A 14,240-nucleotide genomic window follows, 5' to 3' on the forward strand; every position below is an offset into this window, starting at 1 on the left:
CTCCTCATCTATTCGTCAATACAGCAGCACGTCGGCCGCGGCACCCGGCGAACCTCGGCCAACGTGATGCGAGGCTCCCGCAGCCGCATGGGAAACGAAGAGGCCTTCATCGAGAGCGTGCCATAAAACGGCGCACGCAACGACGATTGCAAGCAGCGCGAAGACGACGAGCGCGTACTCGACCGTCGCCTGACCGCACCCGCCTTTCAATCGCACCCGAAATCCCGCTTTCCGGCCTTGATGCGTCGATTTGCTAAAGACCGTTGATGCCCGAAGCAATCGCATCCCAAAGCTCCTGAATCTTCGGCCTGAACAGCGTGATCGCGATAATTGCAATAACGACGAGCACACCGACGAGTATCGCGTACTCCGTCGTGCCCTGCCCGCGCGTATCGCGGACGAGCGACCGAGCACGCCTGCGTGCCCCCATGAGAACCTTTCCCATCGTTTCTTTCATCTGACCCATACGACCCTACATCCCTTCCATGAGATCGAGCATAATCGGACCGAGCACGAAGATCAGCATCGCCGGCAGAATGAGCGTACCCACAGGGATAAGCATCTTGACCGGCGCCTTGGCAACCCGTTCCTCCACTTCAGCCTTATGCACGCTGCGCGCCTCCACTGCGGCGGATTCAAGCGTTTCCGCCAAAGAGGTTCCAAACCTCAACGACCGAACCACGTTCTCGACGATCCGCGAAAGCATGGCCGAATCGTACGAATCCGCCAGAGCCCGCAGCGCCTTCTCCCTCGAAACCAAACCGAGGGTCCATTGCTGGCGGGCTCGCTCGCAGTCCCGCGCAAAGCCTGAATCGAAATGCGTGCAGTACAACGCCAAAGCCCGATCGAACGATAGGCCGCTGCGCAAACCAAGCGCAACCACCTCTGCCATCTCACCGAGCTGCGAACCGAGCCGCCCGCTCCGAAGACCCGCCTCTTTTCGCAATGCGCTGCCCAGCGCAAGCCATCCCGCAACCGAGCATCCGAAGCCGAGCAGCACTGCTAACTCGAGCGAGAACACCGACCCGCCAACCAAACCCACGCCGAAGTACAACAGCGCCAGACAGAGCCGTGCCGAGTCGAACCCGACGCGGGTAAGGGTTGACCCGAGCCCCGCCCTGAGCGCCAGCGCGTCGAAGCGCTCGACCCGTTTGCCGGATAAAGCGTTGGCTCTTCGCCGAACCGATCCGAACGTCGGCTTGATGCTCTCCCGGCATGCAAGACCGATTTCCCATGCAGATACGCCGCCGCACTCCAGCCCCGCAAGCCCGTCGGCCCACGACCCGAGCAAACCTCCTTTAGCCTGCCGTTTCCGCTTTCGCGCCGTCGACCACTTAACGCATGCCCTTGAAACAACGTAGCCGATGCAGCCAGCGCTCACGCTTGCCAGCACCCCCATAGCACCAGTTGCATCCACGTTAATCGAACCCCACTTTCAGCATGCTTCTCACGCTGAGCACACCCGCCGCCTGCATGACAACAGCAATCGTTAAAAGAGCGACGCCCGCAGCGCCCGAGAAAAACGGCGCAAGGAAATCCTCGGTGATAAGCGAGAAAACCGCGATCAGAACGAACGGCAGAACCGTTACCACGCGAGCGGAGAGCTTCGCCTGAGCGGTCTGCACCTGCAAAGAACGCCGAAGCTCCAGATCGTTTTCAATCGAATCCCGTGCCGCCGCCAAAACCTGCCTCATGCTGCCGCCCGCATCATGTTGAATCTCCAACGCAATGGCGACGAACGATAGTTCCGGCAAAGCCGCTTGCTTCCGAAACGAACCGAGCACCCTGCTCGGAGTTTCACCCATCTCGAGTTTGCGAGCCGCTTGGTCGAACACCGCATCAAGCGGTTCGGGCGATTCATCCGCAAGGTGCTGAAACGTTTGCAGAAGAGACAGGCCCGCGAAGAAGCACGATTCCATCGCGCGAAACACATCGGGCACACCCTCCCGCATTCTTCTTGTTCGGGATTCTCTGGCCCGCTCGACGAGAAACCACCCTGCAGCGCTCGCGCAAACGGCGGCGGCAATGCCGAACACGGGGGAAGACGCCACCATCGACCCGACGACGATCGCGCCAACCGAAGCGGCACACCAGATAGAGCAAAGGTTCTTCGCCGTTGTCGCATATCCCCGCATGGACGCCATCGCTTCGGCTTCGTCGAACGCCTTTGCGACAAACCCCACCTTCAACAGCGCACCCGCCAACGGCGCGAACCAGCCAACGCCGCGCCGAAGCAACGCCGCCGTATGCATGTCGTCTCCGATCGCTTTGCTGCGCGCTTTTTCGGACGCCCTCATACGGCGAATTCCCGCTACCGCCGACGGCAGGACCAAAGCTCCCGAAGCAAACGCGGTGCACAACGCTATCCACATGATCGCATCGGCTGCAGCCATGCCGCCACCTCCGGAGCATCGCACGTTTTTTCGGGCTGTACGTCCATCCACGAAGGCATCGCATCCCAAGAACCCGGCACACCCGCATGAGCCCGCTCGAACAACGGCTTGACGCAGCATCCCGAATGCCCGCATGCATGACCAAGTTCCGCGATCTGCGATACGAACCTCACGCCATCCGCGCCGCGTGCTATCTGAACCATAAGATCGATGGCGCTCGCGATATGCGATTCGATAACATCGACCGGCAAATCGGCACCATAGCGAACCATGGTCGTCAGGCGCATCACGGCCTCCTCGGGCGCATTGGCATGAAGCGTTGTCATGGAACCGTCATGTCCGGTGTTCATAGCCTGAAGCATATCGAGCGCTTCGGCGCCGCGGCACTCCCCCACAACGATCCGATCGGGTCTCATGCGCAACGCATTGATAACCAGATCCCTGATCGTGACTTCCCCTACCCCCTCTGCGTTTTTCGCCCTCGCCTCAAGACGAACGACGTGCGGATGCTCGAAAAACCTCAACTCGGCCGAATCCTCGATCGTAATGATGCGCTCTCGGTTCGGGATCTTGCATGACAGCGCATTGAGCAACGTGGTCTTTCCCGTTCCCGTTCCCCCGGAAACCGCTATGTTCTTGCGCAGGGCAACGGCTCGATCGAGAAACCGTCTCGCTTGCTCGTCGAGCGAACCGCCTGCAACCATATCCTCAAGCGTCATGACGCGTGCGGTGAACTTCCTAATCGTCATGACCGGTCCGTCGATCGAGAGCGGAGGTATGATCGCATGGACCCGATGGCCCTGAGGTAGCCGCGCATCGACGGTGGGCGAAGCCTCGTCGATGCGTCTGCCGAGGGGACCGATAATGCGGTCGATCAGAGCACGCACCTGCTCGTCCGATGAAAACGATTGAGGGCTCTGATGCAAAATGCCCGCACGTTCGAAATAGACCGACTGCGTTGCGTTGACCATGATTTCGGATACCGATTCATCGTCGAGGAGCGCCTCGAGCGGCCCGAACCCGAACATACCGTCAAGAAGATCCCTCACAAGGCGCGCACGCTCGGCTGGCTCGACCCCCGACCACGCATCTCTTTGAAAAACCTGTCGGCACGCACCTCTTATCTCGCTTTTAGCCAGATTGGGCTTCTGCGCAGCCTGTACGGCGATTTCGGCCGCAGGTATGAGCTCGTATACCGATGCGCGCAGCTTCTCGACCAGAGAACCGCGATCGGGCGAACAAAGCTCCCCTTCGCTCCCGACACGGAGCGCTCTTCCCGTCAAAGACATGCGGCCCGCCTTCCCTTCCGCCCGAGCGAGAACCGCTTTGCCCGACCGGGAACGGGAGCCGTACTATGCTCGGGGTTTTCGGGATTGCCGGGCAGGATGTCGATGAGGACGCGCTCGAGGCTTAAGCACAAATCGTTGCGAGAGCCTATCAAATCGAGCGGCAAGCCCGCCCCCAGCAACTCGTCAACCTCTTTGCCCCCATCCTTCAGCTCGACCGCATGCGATCCTCCCAACGAACACGCGACATCGAACGACGAGAACAGCGCATTCTTCGCACAGCGATTCACTGCGAAAACGAACGGGGTTGTCGCGATCCCGCATCGCGAGCACATCTCAAGAGCATGTTTGCCTGCACGAAGCGAAACGGCGCGCTGATCGACAAGGAAGAGCACGTGCGACGACCGCTCGAGAACCTGAGCAAGCGACTCGTCCCAATGAGACGACGTGTTTACGATGACGACGTCGAATGAAGCGCTCGCCTGCTCAAGAATGCGAGCGATGCTTTCGCCTGCGAATTCCGACTGCTCGAGCCGTTTCGGCGCAGCCAGGAGCGCCGGATGCCGCCCATCGGAAACAAGTTTCTCGAGCTTCGTCTGATCGGCTACAACCTCGTCGAGCGTCAGGGGGTTCTCGACTCCCGCCATGTAGCGCATGTCGCCGAATTGCATATCGGCGTCAAGCAGAAGCGTCTTATACCCGAATCCTTGGGAGAAAAACGCCGCGAGCACGGCGACCGTGCTTCGACCTGCGCCTCCGCTCGCGCTCACTACGGAAAGCGTACATGCGGATTTTTCGGACGACCCCTTTCTCGCCGTAGCACGAAACTCGCCGCACGACATGCTTGCAGGATCGGCGACCGACGACTGAACGGTCGCCCTCGCCCCCTCATTCAAACACGGGGAAACGGCGGAAGGACATCCCCCAGCCGGTGCGATCGTCGGCAAATCGCGAAGGGGCTCGGTCGGCTCGCTTGCCGAGAAAGGCGGTCGGCAGTCGGCCGCTTGAAAGCAATCGTCGTCTCGGTCATGCGCATAGGAGCGCTTTCTTCGTCCGTACTGCGCGGCGAAATCGGGCTTGGTCAATGTCGCATCGATGCCGGCCGCGCTTGCCCGGCTTTTAAGCGAGCCTCCCCCATCGAACGCCAAGAGGCAAACGCGCTGTTCGCGGGTATCCTTTTTGATAGCGGCCGCAAGATTTATGGGCTCCATATCGTCACTTGAGGCAATCCATACCTCTCGGATACCCTCTGCCTTTCGAAGAAAAGCACGCACTTCGACGGCGCTGCAAAACAGCCGCAACCAGGATTGGGAGAGGAGGTTTTCGCCCTCGAGCCCGATCAGGTCAGGGCTCTTCACGCTTTCGGTATCCGCGCAAAGCACCACTTCAGGCCTCATCGCTTGCACCTCCTTGCTCGTCGCCGGGCAATACCAGGTACAACTCCGTCTTCTGGGAAGCCGCAATGAGCTCCTGTACCGAGCGAGGTTCGACCGCAAGGGCGACCCACGAGATCGAGCCGCCTCCCAAACCCGCTTCGGAATCGTTGCTTGACGAGACCACGGCAACATCGGATGCCAAAAGCTCCGTCTCCGCTGCGCCCGTCGCGTATACGTCAACATGCTGCCCGGGAGCTATCGAGCCGCCTATCGCCTGCACGTCTTTCACGGGGATGCTCAAGACGCTCAGACCGGCCGGCACGTCGATTTGACGTTCCCCCTGAGAAAACCGCTTGGAAGTCACGACCTCCCCCTCGAATATCGGTGTGCCGACCTGCTCCCCGTACACGTCCCGAACCGAACGAACCGCATCGGACGGAACGAGATCGGCCAACCAGAGCTTTGCCGTGGTGTTCGAAGCGTCGAGTTTTTCACCCGAAGCGATATCGCGCGTTGCCACGCATACCTCGACCTGCTCGCCCCCGTATCGGTCGAGCGCCTCGGCGCGCGCGGATTCTGCTTCCCCCTTGACGCTCTGCAGGTAAGCGAACACCGCCCCTGCGCAGACGATGCCGCATATGATGCCGATGGCGACCGTTGCAGGTCTTTTCATGGTGCTCCTCCCGTTGCAGTGCGGCTAGCGTATGCATCACAGCATCGCAGAGAGGCCTTGCACTTTAATCCGAGGCTGCTCGATGCGAACCAACGAGTTACCCGTCTGGGTAAGCAGCGTTTTTCGCCGGCAGGAACCGTCGGCGAGGCTGAAACCTTGCACGGAACAGCGCTCGTTCAAGCGGAAACGACGTGCGTATCTTACGCATGCAAAGCGCGAATCTTGCACACGCCATCGGCCACCGAAAGAAAGGGAGATTCGACGGATCGCACCGGACAACAAGAAAGGGCCGTCGGAAAACCGACGGCCCGATGATGCAGCATGGTGGGCGATGAGGGATTTGAACCCCCGGCCTTGAGTGTGTAAAACTCCTGCGCTCCCGCTGCGCCAATCGCCCATGTTTTGTGCGGATAGCCATTCTCGCACAACAACTGATTTTCCGCAAACCGAGAAACGTCCGACAATAGTATATGATATTACCTGATATACTCGACCCATCGCCGATCCGAACGACAGAGGATAGATATGACCGACCTGATCATGTGCCAAAGCTGCGGGATGCCGCTGACCGACGAGTCGAGGGGCACCGAAGCCGACGGAAGCCCGTCGGCTGATTACTGCTCGTTTTGCTACCAAAACGGCAGCTTCACCCAAGACCTCACGATGCACGAGATGCTGGAGATCAATCTCCAATACATCGACCAATGGAACGAGAGCATCGATACGCCGATGACCGTCGACGAGGCGCGCGCCATGCTCGAAACCGTCATGCCAACATGGAAGAGATGGCAAAGCTGACCCGCCTCCGTGCTATGATGCTGTGCTATGCCGCAGCGTACAACAGACGAGAAAGCCCCCAAGCCCCTCTGGATCTACAAGGGCTACCTTCTCATTGCCGCCGCCATCTGGGGCATGGGGACCGTCGTTATCAAGGCGACGGTCGATTCGTTTCCCCCGGCATGGCTCGTCGGCGTCCGCTTTACCTTCGCGGGGCTGCTACTTGCCATCGTGCTCTTTCCCCGGCTCAAGAAGTCGCTCAACGCCGACCATCTGAAAAAGGGAGGTATTCTCGGTGCGTTCGTATTTCTTTCCTACTGGACGAACTCAACCGGCCTCACCGATACAACGGCTTCGAACAGCGCTTTTCTCACTTCGCTGTACTGCGTGATCATCCCGTTTCTCATGTGGGTGCTCTCAGGCCCGAAGCCGACACGGTTCAACATCGCAGCCGCGCTCGTATGCGTAGCGGGCGTCGGGTGCGTCTCGTTTGCGGGATCGACCGATTTCTCGATCAGGTTCGGCGATGCCATCACCCTTCTGTCGGCCGTGTTCCTGAGTTTCCATGTTGTGTACACGTCGAAATTCGCAGACGGCCGCGACATGATGGTACTGACAATCATCCAGTTCATTGTTGCAGGGCTGCTCGGTTTTGCCGCCGCGCTCGTCTTCGAGCCCATGCCCGCATTCGCTACCCTCGGGATCGATACGTACGTGAGCCTCGGCTATCTGATCGTGTTCGCCTCGTGCATTGCGCTCATGCTGCAGAACATCGCGATCGCCCATGTGGACCCCGCGCCCGCCTCGTTGTTCCTCGCAACCGAATCGGTGTTCGGCGTCGTGTTCTCGATCATGTTTTTGGGCGAGGTGCTCACCGGTCCGCTGTTCGTCGGATTCGGCCTCATCTTCGCAGGCATCGTCGTGAGCGAGTACCTTCCGCTGCGAGCCGAAAAGAAGGCGCTCGAAAAAGACATTGCCGCCCTCGAAGACAGGGTGTTCCCCTCGCATCGAAAAGGCGATTGACTCATCGGGAAGAGCCATCCGCCTCGATCGGACAACGCGGTTCCAGGTACCGCACGAGAAACTCTGGCGTGAACTTCTGATACAGTTCGGCCATCTGCAACGGCAGCTCGACCATGCCGTCTCGCACCCAAGTCCTCGTCATGTACTGGGCTCCGATGTTGTAAAACTCGATTTCGAGCAGCTCCTGCTTGGTGAGCGGCCGCCCCGCGTTCGCCGTAGCGTTTTCGAGTATATGCTCCTTCACCACGCGTCCACCGTGCTCGCACACGGAGTTGTAGTCGATGCATTTAAACGCGTTTACGAAGAACTCCTTGTTCTCATGCAGCAGCTCGAACTTTTTCAGATGAGCGGCGAAGCAGCTTTGATCGATGCCCATCCGGTACAGCGATCGGCTCATCAGATAGTCCCAGAACCATGTGGGCACATCGAATATGTCCTGGAAGTACTCGTAGAACGTTGCCCGCGATATGCCCGTCGCTTCGCACAGGTGCGACACCTTCACTTTTTCGAGCGGACATTCCTTCATAACACCGGAAAGCGCTGCGACGAAACGCAGCCTCGTTTCAATCTGCCGTCCCATATTCATCACCCCAAGCGCCATTGTAGCGCATGAACGATGGGCGAAAAAAGCTGACACTCAAAAGAAAATGTCAGTTGACAAGCCCGTTTCCCAGACAAAACAGCCGCTCTGTACATTGTCGCGCAACCGAATGCGGTCCTACACTCGCAAGCGAATCGGAGCGCTGCATCAACGGGGAAGATGCGCTCCACCGAAGACCCAGGAGGGATGCGTTATGAGTAAATCAGCCAACCTATCGCGCCGCGGCTTTCTGACCGGAGCCGCTGCAACCGGGGCGCTTGCCGCCGTAAGCGCCCTTGCGGGCTGCTCGCCGGAAAAGCCGACAACCGCCGAAGGAGCCAACAGCGCCGCAAGCCAAAGCGAAGCGAAGGCTTCCGTATTCGACAAGCCGGCTTCGGTTGCCGATCAGGTATCCGAAACCAAGGACTACGAAGTGGTCGTGGTCGGCGGCGGCAACTCGGGCGTGGTCGGAGCGCTCGAACTGGCACAGCTCGGTGCCAAGGTGCTGCTGATCGAGCAGACCGGCGCATGCACCATCTACGCCGGGGACATCGATGCGCTCGACAGCCAAATCCAGAAAGACCTCGGCATCGAAATCGACAAGGAATGGGTCATCAAGGACCTCGCCCGCTACGGACAGGGCAAGGTCGACGAGAACCTCATCAGGCAGTGGGCCTACAACGCGGGCGCCTTCATCGACTGGTACCAAGCGCAGATGCAGCAAAAAGGCCTCGACGTCATGGTCGATACGGTGTGCAAGAAATTCGACCCCGAGGGCATCTGGTACTCCCCCGCCTCCGTCCATACGGCCTACAAACCGCCCCTGAAAGAAACCGCGAACTCGATGGGGTCGGAAATCGCCATCCCGGCCATGCTCGAACTCTATGCCGAAGCGGGAGGAGAAATCGAGTACAATACCACCGCCGTCGAGCTCGTGCAGGATTCTTCAGGCAAGGTAAGCGGCGTCATAGCCCAGAACAAGGACGGCGAGTACATCCAGTACAACACGAGCAAAGCCGTCATGCTCGCAACCGGCGGCTTCGGGGGCAACAAGGACATGATGGACGAGATGGGCGTCATGTCGCATAAGTTCTGCTCCTGCCACATCGGTGCTGAAAACGCGCACGGCGACGGCATCCGCATGGCGGTCTGGGCAGGAGCCGACCGCGACTACGCCTGCGAGGGCACCTGCAACATCTTCGATCGCGGCTGCATTACCGGCGATGACGCCAACGGCGATATCGGGCTTGACGGACAGGGCGGTGCCAACCCGATGCTGTGGTGGCCGGGCTCTCAGCCGTTTTTGCGCGTCAACGCCCTCGGAAAGCGCTACTGCAACGAAGATGGGCCCTACGACATCGTATTCAACCAAGCCTGCATGCAGCCGGGCCACTACTGGTGGCAGATCTTCGATGCGAGCAGCTGGGAAGACGTAGTCTCTTTCGGCACGACGATCTGTTCGCGCGTCGTCGCCGAGGAAGGCGCCAAGAACTGCCTTCTGCTCGGCCAGTACTACCCCTGCACGAACGCAGACGAATGGCAGAGCGTCTTCATCGACCCCAATGTGGAAAACGGCGTGCTTATCAAGGCCGACACCATCGAAGAACTCGTCGACATGATGGGGGTGCCGAAGGAGGAAGCGCTCGCCACCATCGAACGCTACAACGAGCTTGCCGCGAAGGGCGTCGACGAAGACTTCCATAAGGCGCCATTCAGGCTGACGGCAATCGACGAGGGCCCCTTCTATGCCTGCAAGCTTGCCGGCTGGCTGCTCTCCACCATGAGCGGGGTGCGCGTCGACAACACGTATACGCCGATAACCCCCGAAGGCGACCGCATCGAGGGCCTCAAGTGCGTGGGGCTCGACCACGGCGGATTCTTCAACGGCATGTACGCGCAATACTACGGCGGACTCAACATGAGCCACAACGTCGTCTCATCGTGGCTCGCCGCCATGGACATCATGGGCGAAGAGTACCCCGTGCCGATCTTGAGCGCCGCGAACGCCTATAAGGGCTAAGCCCCTCACGCCGTCGAACCAACCGATCGAGGCAACCGAACCGGCTGCGCTCCGCAAGGAGACGGCCGGTTCGGTTTTCAGCGGCGCATCCGACCGCCTTCTCGCTAACCATTATCGTTTCAGTCATGGTATTCTTGCATAATACGAAAGACCGACTGAGCACGTGGGCACGCGCAGGAAAGCGGATCGGCAAGGCTGTGACTGACTCGAAACATACCGGCAGACATTCGTATGTCATCGACCGTTCGTATCATGTCGTCTACATGAACGAACTGGCCAAAAGGCTCTTCCCCCGAGGCTGTATCGGCGATCTCTGCTTCGAGGCCTTCCGCAGCAGAGATAGACCCTGCATCGATTGTCCGTGGCACCCCGAATCCGACGAGTCGCTCAACCAAGAGGTCATTTACAGTCAACGGCTCGATCGCTGGTTCGAGATACTCTGTCTGGAAACCGACTGGCCGGGAAGCGGCTCCTGCATCCTGTTCTCGTCCCAAGAGATCGACGAGAGCAGCAAGTCCCTTTTCTTTGCGCTGACGAAAGAGGCGGCCTACGACGAGCTGTTCGAACTCAACCTCGAAACGAACAGCTATCAGGTTCTGTACAGCGAGGAAGACAAGTTCGTCATGCCCGCCCCGTCGGGCGCGCTCGACGCTCTGTTCCAAGACGTTTTGGATAACATGGTATGCCCCGACGACCGCGAAAGGTTCACCGAATTCTGGGATTTCGATACGATCGTCGCGAGGCTGAACCGATCGGGCGGATCGCTGCAGGAACGGTTTCGTAAAAAACTTGTCGGCGGGGGGTGGCAGTGGGCAACGCAAACCGTCGTCTCGGCAAAACGCGGCGCGGGTAACGAGCCGGTGCTCATGTGCTTCATCGCGGAAGCCGAAACCGATTGGGAGGGCAGCGCCGGATCCGAAGGCGACGAACTTTCGCATCGACAGGGGGGTGTAGACCAGCTCACAGGGCTTTACGATTCGGGTACGTTCATGAGAACCGCAGCAGAGTTCGTCGCCGCACGAGATGACCGCACGCTTGAATTCCTCTACATCGATATCGAGAACTTCAAGGTGTTCAACGAATGGTTCGGCCGCTCCGCAGGCGACCGACTGCTCGAAACCATCGCCGATCACCTCAAAGAAATCGTCGCAACGCATACCGGGCTTGCCGGGTACCTCGGCGGCGACGATTTCGTCATCCTGCTCCCCGCGGGTACCGCCGAATCGATCGACCTCGAAAGCAGGCTCAAGGCCATTTCGTCAACCGCTGACAGGGGCATCGGATTCCAGCCCGCCATAGGGGCCTGCCTGATGCAGGATCCCTCGGTCCCCATACGGACCGTCTGCGATCACGCGATGACCGCCGCTCTTTCGATCAAGGGCAACTACACGAAGCGCATGGTGTGGTACGAAGAAGACATGACCCATCGTCTCGAGGAAGATCCCAAGATCCTCATCGAAGTACAGCGAGCGCTCGAAAACCACGAGTTCGTCGTGTACTGGCAACCGCAATGCCATACCGGCTCAGGGAAAATCGTCGGGGTCGAAGCCCTCGTCCGATGGAACCATCCGCAACGAGGGCTCGTGGGACCCGGCGATTTCATTCCCATCCTCGAACGAAACGGGTTCATCGCAAGCCTTGATCTCTACGTATGGGAGGAAGCCTGCAGCCACATCAAGAGCTGGGTCGATCGAGGCAAAACGCCCGTTCCCGCCTGCGTCAACATATCGCGCGGCGACCTTTACTCCATCGACATCGTCCAATCGATCACCGATCTCGTCGACAGGTACGGCCTCGACCGTTCGGTTCTGCATCTCGAAATAACGGAGAGCGCCTACGCTGAAGACGAAAAGATGATCGAAGCCGTCAGCAGGTTCAAAGAGCTCGGCTTCACCGTGTTCATCGACGATTTCGGAAGCGGATACTCCTCGCTCAACATGCTGCGCGAAATCAAAGCCGACGTGGTGAAGATCGACATGAAGTTCCTCGACACGGTCGGCGACAAGCTCAACCGCAGCGAGAGCATCCTCGAGTCGATCGTCAGCATGACCCACTTGATGGAGCTGTCGGTTGTAGCCGAGGGAGCCGAAACGCAAGAGCAAATCGATTTTCTCAAAGATATCGGATGCACGTACGTCCAGGGCTTTTACTATTACAGGCCCCTCTCGACAGAGCAGCTCGAGCAGCTCCTCATGCAGCCGAGCATCATCGACCATCGGGGCATCAACTACCAACCGATCGACATCATCGAGATCCACGACATCTTTAAAAACGATCTGGCAAGCCGTACCATCATCGACAACATCGTGGGGGCTATGGCGGTCTATGCCCTCTCGGGCGACCAGTTCGAACTGCTCCAAGTCAACAAGCAGTACTACCGCATCATGCAGTGCGACCCCGACGAGGTTGCCAGACAACGCGAAACGATCCTCGAATGCATTCACCCCGAAGACAGGGGGCACGTGCTCAACCTGTTCAAGCGTGCGGAAAAACACACCGTTTCGGGCGCGCTCGGAACGTTTCGCCGCTACACCGCCTCCGGGGCCATCATCTGGATTCGCCTCAGAGTGTTCCACCTTCGCAACGAAGAGGACCGCAAGCTCTTCTACGCCACGCTCCTCGACGTTACGCACGACAAAATGCAGGAAGACGCGCTGCGCGCATCGCAGGAGACGCTCGGCGAAGTCATGGGCATGCACGGCTCGGATCAGGCGATCGGAGAGCTCACCGCCGAAAACCAGCAGATCGCCGCTCAGATATTCGCGCAAAGCACCCCGAACGGGCTCATCGGGGGCTACTGCGAAGAGGGCTTCCCCATCTTTTTCGCCAACAACGAGATGATTCGCATGCTGGGATGCGAATCGTACGCCGATCTCGTCCAGATGATCGACGGGCGGGTTGCCAATGCGATCCAGCCCGACGACTTCGCCCGCATCAGCGCCGAAATGGGCGCCTCCTTCAACGAGGGAGAAGAGTACGACATGCAATACCGCATGCTGCGCAAAGACGGCATCCCCCTGTGGATAACATCGCGCGGACGCGTTGTAAAAACGGGGAGCGGCCGTTTGGCCATCGCAAGCGTATGCGTCGACATATCGGAGAACAAGCGGATGCAGTCCGAATTGGAACTCGAGGACCTCTTGCTCAAGAGAATCATCGAGCAAGCCGATCTCAACGTATGGCTCTACGACATCGCCGCTCGAACCATATCGTTCAAAAACATATCCGACCGAAGCTTCGCGAAACTGCTGCTTCCGTCAACCACCCCGATCGGCCCCGACAAAACGGCCCACGTGCTCACCGACGACATCCTTGCCCTTGAAGTGTTTCCCGAAGAGAGCAAAGCGAAGCTCATCGAAATGTTTACCGGGATCGCCCGCGGTAAGAATGCCGAATGCGAAATAACCATCGATTTCGACAAGGGTCCCGCCCGCTGGTTCAAAGTATCGAGCGAAGTCGTATTCGACGACCAAGGCCTCCCCATCCGCGCAATCGGCTACCTCGAAGACATAGACGAGGTAAAGCGCCGCGAGCTCGATCTGAAGCTGAGGGCCGACCGCGATTCCCTGACGGGGCTCCTGAATCGGTCGGCTGGTTTGCGCAGCATCAAAAACGCTCTTGCCAAGGCGAACAAGAACGGTGGGCCAGGTGCGTTCCTCATATTCGATCTCGACGACTTCAAGCAGGTCAACGACCGATACGGCCACCTGGCGGGCGACAGGGCCCTCATCGAAAGCGCCGAGCGGCTCGCCCGCTCTTTCAGGGCAAACGACATCGTCTGCCGATGGGGCGGCGATGAGTTCGTCGTGTACTGCAGCGGCGTCGAGAGGAAAACCGCCGAAAACAAAGCCATCGAAATATGCGCCGACCGATGGGCGATCGATCTGCCCGACGGCCAAACGCTGAAGCTCAGCGTTACCGCGGGCATCGCCCTCGTTCCCGAAGGCGGTTTCGAGCTCACCGAGCTGTACCGCCGAGCCGACGACGCCCTCTACGAAGCGAAAGACGAAGGCAAAGGACGTTTTTCGATCTACGGAAACGGCGAACGACGCGCATAGGGGATACGACGTCTGCAACCCAAGACGCGCAGCAGCACGGCGGCGAGCATGGCT

Annotated in this window: 12 protein-coding genes and 1 tRNA gene; 4 read left to right on the plus strand and 9 right to left on the minus strand. The window is 59.2% G+C overall.

What is annotated here, in order from left to right; all coding sequences use genetic code 11:
* Window positions 1-15: 15 nt before the first annotated feature.
* The 8 genes from MWL89_RS13995 to MWL89_RS14030 all read right to left on the minus strand — a co-directional run bounded on the left by MWL89_RS13995 (window position 16) and on the right by MWL89_RS14030 (window position 6,125).
* Complete coding sequence (locus MWL89_RS13995; RefSeq protein ID WP_102379961.1) at window positions 16-216, minus strand: hypothetical protein; 201 nt, start codon at window positions 214-216, stop codon at window positions 16-18.
* 37 nt (window positions 217-253) lie between these two features.
* Window positions 254-466: a class III signal peptide-containing protein gene (locus MWL89_RS14000; RefSeq protein ID WP_244386824.1), complete on the minus strand. Its 213-nt coding sequence runs from the start codon at window positions 464-466 to the stop codon at window positions 254-256.
* 6 nt (window positions 467-472) lie between these two features.
* Window positions 473-1,417 carry a type II secretion system F family protein gene (locus tag MWL89_RS14005; protein WP_244386825.1) on the minus strand — a complete coding sequence of 315 codons (945 nt, stop codon included), beginning with the start codon at window positions 1,415-1,417 and terminating at the stop codon, window positions 473-475.
* Between the two features lies 1 nt (window position 1,418).
* The gene (locus MWL89_RS14010; protein ID WP_180995266.1) at window positions 1,419-2,393 is read right to left on the minus strand and encodes a type II secretion system F family protein; all 975 of its coding nucleotides are present in this window, start codon (window positions 2,391-2,393) and stop codon (window positions 1,419-1,421) included.
* The gene (locus MWL89_RS14015; RefSeq protein WP_244386827.1) at window positions 2,363-3,682 is read right to left on the minus strand and encodes a TadA family conjugal transfer-associated ATPase; all 1,320 of its coding nucleotides are present in this window, start codon (window positions 3,680-3,682) and stop codon (window positions 2,363-2,365) included. Before MWL89_RS14015 ends, MWL89_RS14010 begins: the two co-directional genes overlap by 31 nt.
* Window positions 3,673-5,076 carry a CpaE/TadZ family protein gene (locus tag MWL89_RS14020; RefSeq protein ID WP_244386830.1) on the minus strand — a complete coding sequence of 468 codons (1,404 nt, stop codon included), beginning with the start codon at window positions 5,074-5,076 and terminating at the stop codon, window positions 3,673-3,675. Before MWL89_RS14020 ends, MWL89_RS14015 begins: the two co-directional genes overlap by 10 nt.
* The gene (gene cpaB / locus MWL89_RS14025) at window positions 5,066-5,728 is read right to left on the minus strand and encodes a Flp pilus assembly protein CpaB (protein ID WP_102379966.1); all 663 of its coding nucleotides are present in this window, start codon (window positions 5,726-5,728) and stop codon (window positions 5,066-5,068) included. The genes MWL89_RS14020 and cpaB overlap by 11 nt, the downstream gene beginning before the upstream one ends.
* A 322-nt stretch (window positions 5,729-6,050) precedes the next feature.
* A tRNA-Val gene (locus MWL89_RS14030) sits at window positions 6,051-6,125 on the minus strand.
* Window positions 6,126-6,253: 128 nt separating this feature from the next.
* On the opposite strand from MWL89_RS14030, the gene MWL89_RS14035 reads away from it, so the two are divergent.
* On the plus strand, window positions 6,254-6,526 hold the full coding sequence (locus tag MWL89_RS14035; RefSeq protein ID WP_102379967.1) for a zinc ribbon domain-containing protein: 273 nt from the start codon (window positions 6,254-6,256) through the stop codon (window positions 6,524-6,526).
* A gap of 27 nt (window positions 6,527-6,553) precedes the next feature.
* Window positions 6,554-7,528: a DMT family transporter gene (locus MWL89_RS14040; RefSeq protein WP_244386832.1), complete on the plus strand. Its 975-nt coding sequence runs from the start codon at window positions 6,554-6,556 to the stop codon at window positions 7,526-7,528.
* 1 nt (window position 7,529) lies between these two features.
* Here MWL89_RS14040 and MWL89_RS14045 read toward each other — a convergent pair whose 3' ends face one another.
* Window positions 7,530-8,108, minus strand: coding sequence for a TetR/AcrR family transcriptional regulator C-terminal domain-containing protein (locus MWL89_RS14045; RefSeq protein WP_244386834.1), 579 nt, complete (start codon window positions 8,106-8,108; stop codon window positions 7,530-7,532).
* A gap of 214 nt (window positions 8,109-8,322) precedes the next feature.
* Here MWL89_RS14045 and MWL89_RS14050 point away from each other — a divergent pair, with 214 nt between their 5' ends.
* Together MWL89_RS14050 and MWL89_RS14055 are read left to right on the plus strand one after the other, a co-directional pair.
* Window positions 8,323-10,128: an FAD-dependent oxidoreductase gene (locus tag MWL89_RS14050; RefSeq protein ID WP_244386836.1), complete on the plus strand. Its 1,806-nt coding sequence runs from the start codon at window positions 8,323-8,325 to the stop codon at window positions 10,126-10,128.
* 197 nt (window positions 10,129-10,325) lie between these two features.
* Entirely contained in the window at window positions 10,326-14,186 is a 3,861-nt protein-coding gene (locus tag MWL89_RS14055) for an EAL domain-containing protein (protein ID WP_244386838.1), read from the plus strand.
* Window positions 14,187-14,240: the final 54 nt, after the last annotated feature.

This window comes from Raoultibacter timonensis, assembly GCF_022845715.1.
Taxonomy (GTDB): Bacteria; Actinomycetota; Coriobacteriia; order Coriobacteriales; family Eggerthellaceae; genus Raoultibacter; species Raoultibacter timonensis.

Coding starts and splice junctions, on each gene's coding strand:
- MWL89_RS14000 (WP_244386824.1), bottom strand. CDS start 466: ATGGGTCAGATGAAAGAAACGATGGGAAAGGTTCTCATGGGGGCACGC.
- MWL89_RS14015 (WP_244386827.1), bottom strand. CDS start 3,682: ATGTCTTTGACGGGAAGAGCGCTCCGTGTCGGGAGCGAAGGGGAGCTT.
- cpaB (WP_102379966.1), bottom strand. CDS start 5,728: ATGAAAAGACCTGCAACGGTCGCCATCGGCATCATATGCGGCATCGTC.
- MWL89_RS14020 (WP_244386830.1), bottom strand. CDS start 5,076: ATGAGGCCTGAAGTGGTGCTTTGCGCGGATACCGAAAGCGTGAAGAGC.
- MWL89_RS14040 (WP_244386832.1), top strand. CDS start 6,554: ATGCCGCAGCGTACAACAGACGAGAAAGCCCCCAAGCCCCTCTGGATC.
- MWL89_RS14045 (WP_244386834.1), bottom strand. CDS start 8,108: ATGGGACGGCAGATTGAAACGAGGCTGCGTTTCGTCGCAGCGCTTTCC.
- MWL89_RS14010 (WP_180995266.1), bottom strand. CDS start 2,393: ATGGCTGCAGCCGATGCGATCATGTGGATAGCGTTGTGCACCGCGTTT.
- MWL89_RS14035 (WP_102379967.1), top strand. CDS start 6,254: ATGACCGACCTGATCATGTGCCAAAGCTGCGGGATGCCGCTGACCGAC.
- MWL89_RS14050 (WP_244386836.1), top strand. CDS start 8,323: ATGAGTAAATCAGCCAACCTATCGCGCCGCGGCTTTCTGACCGGAGCC.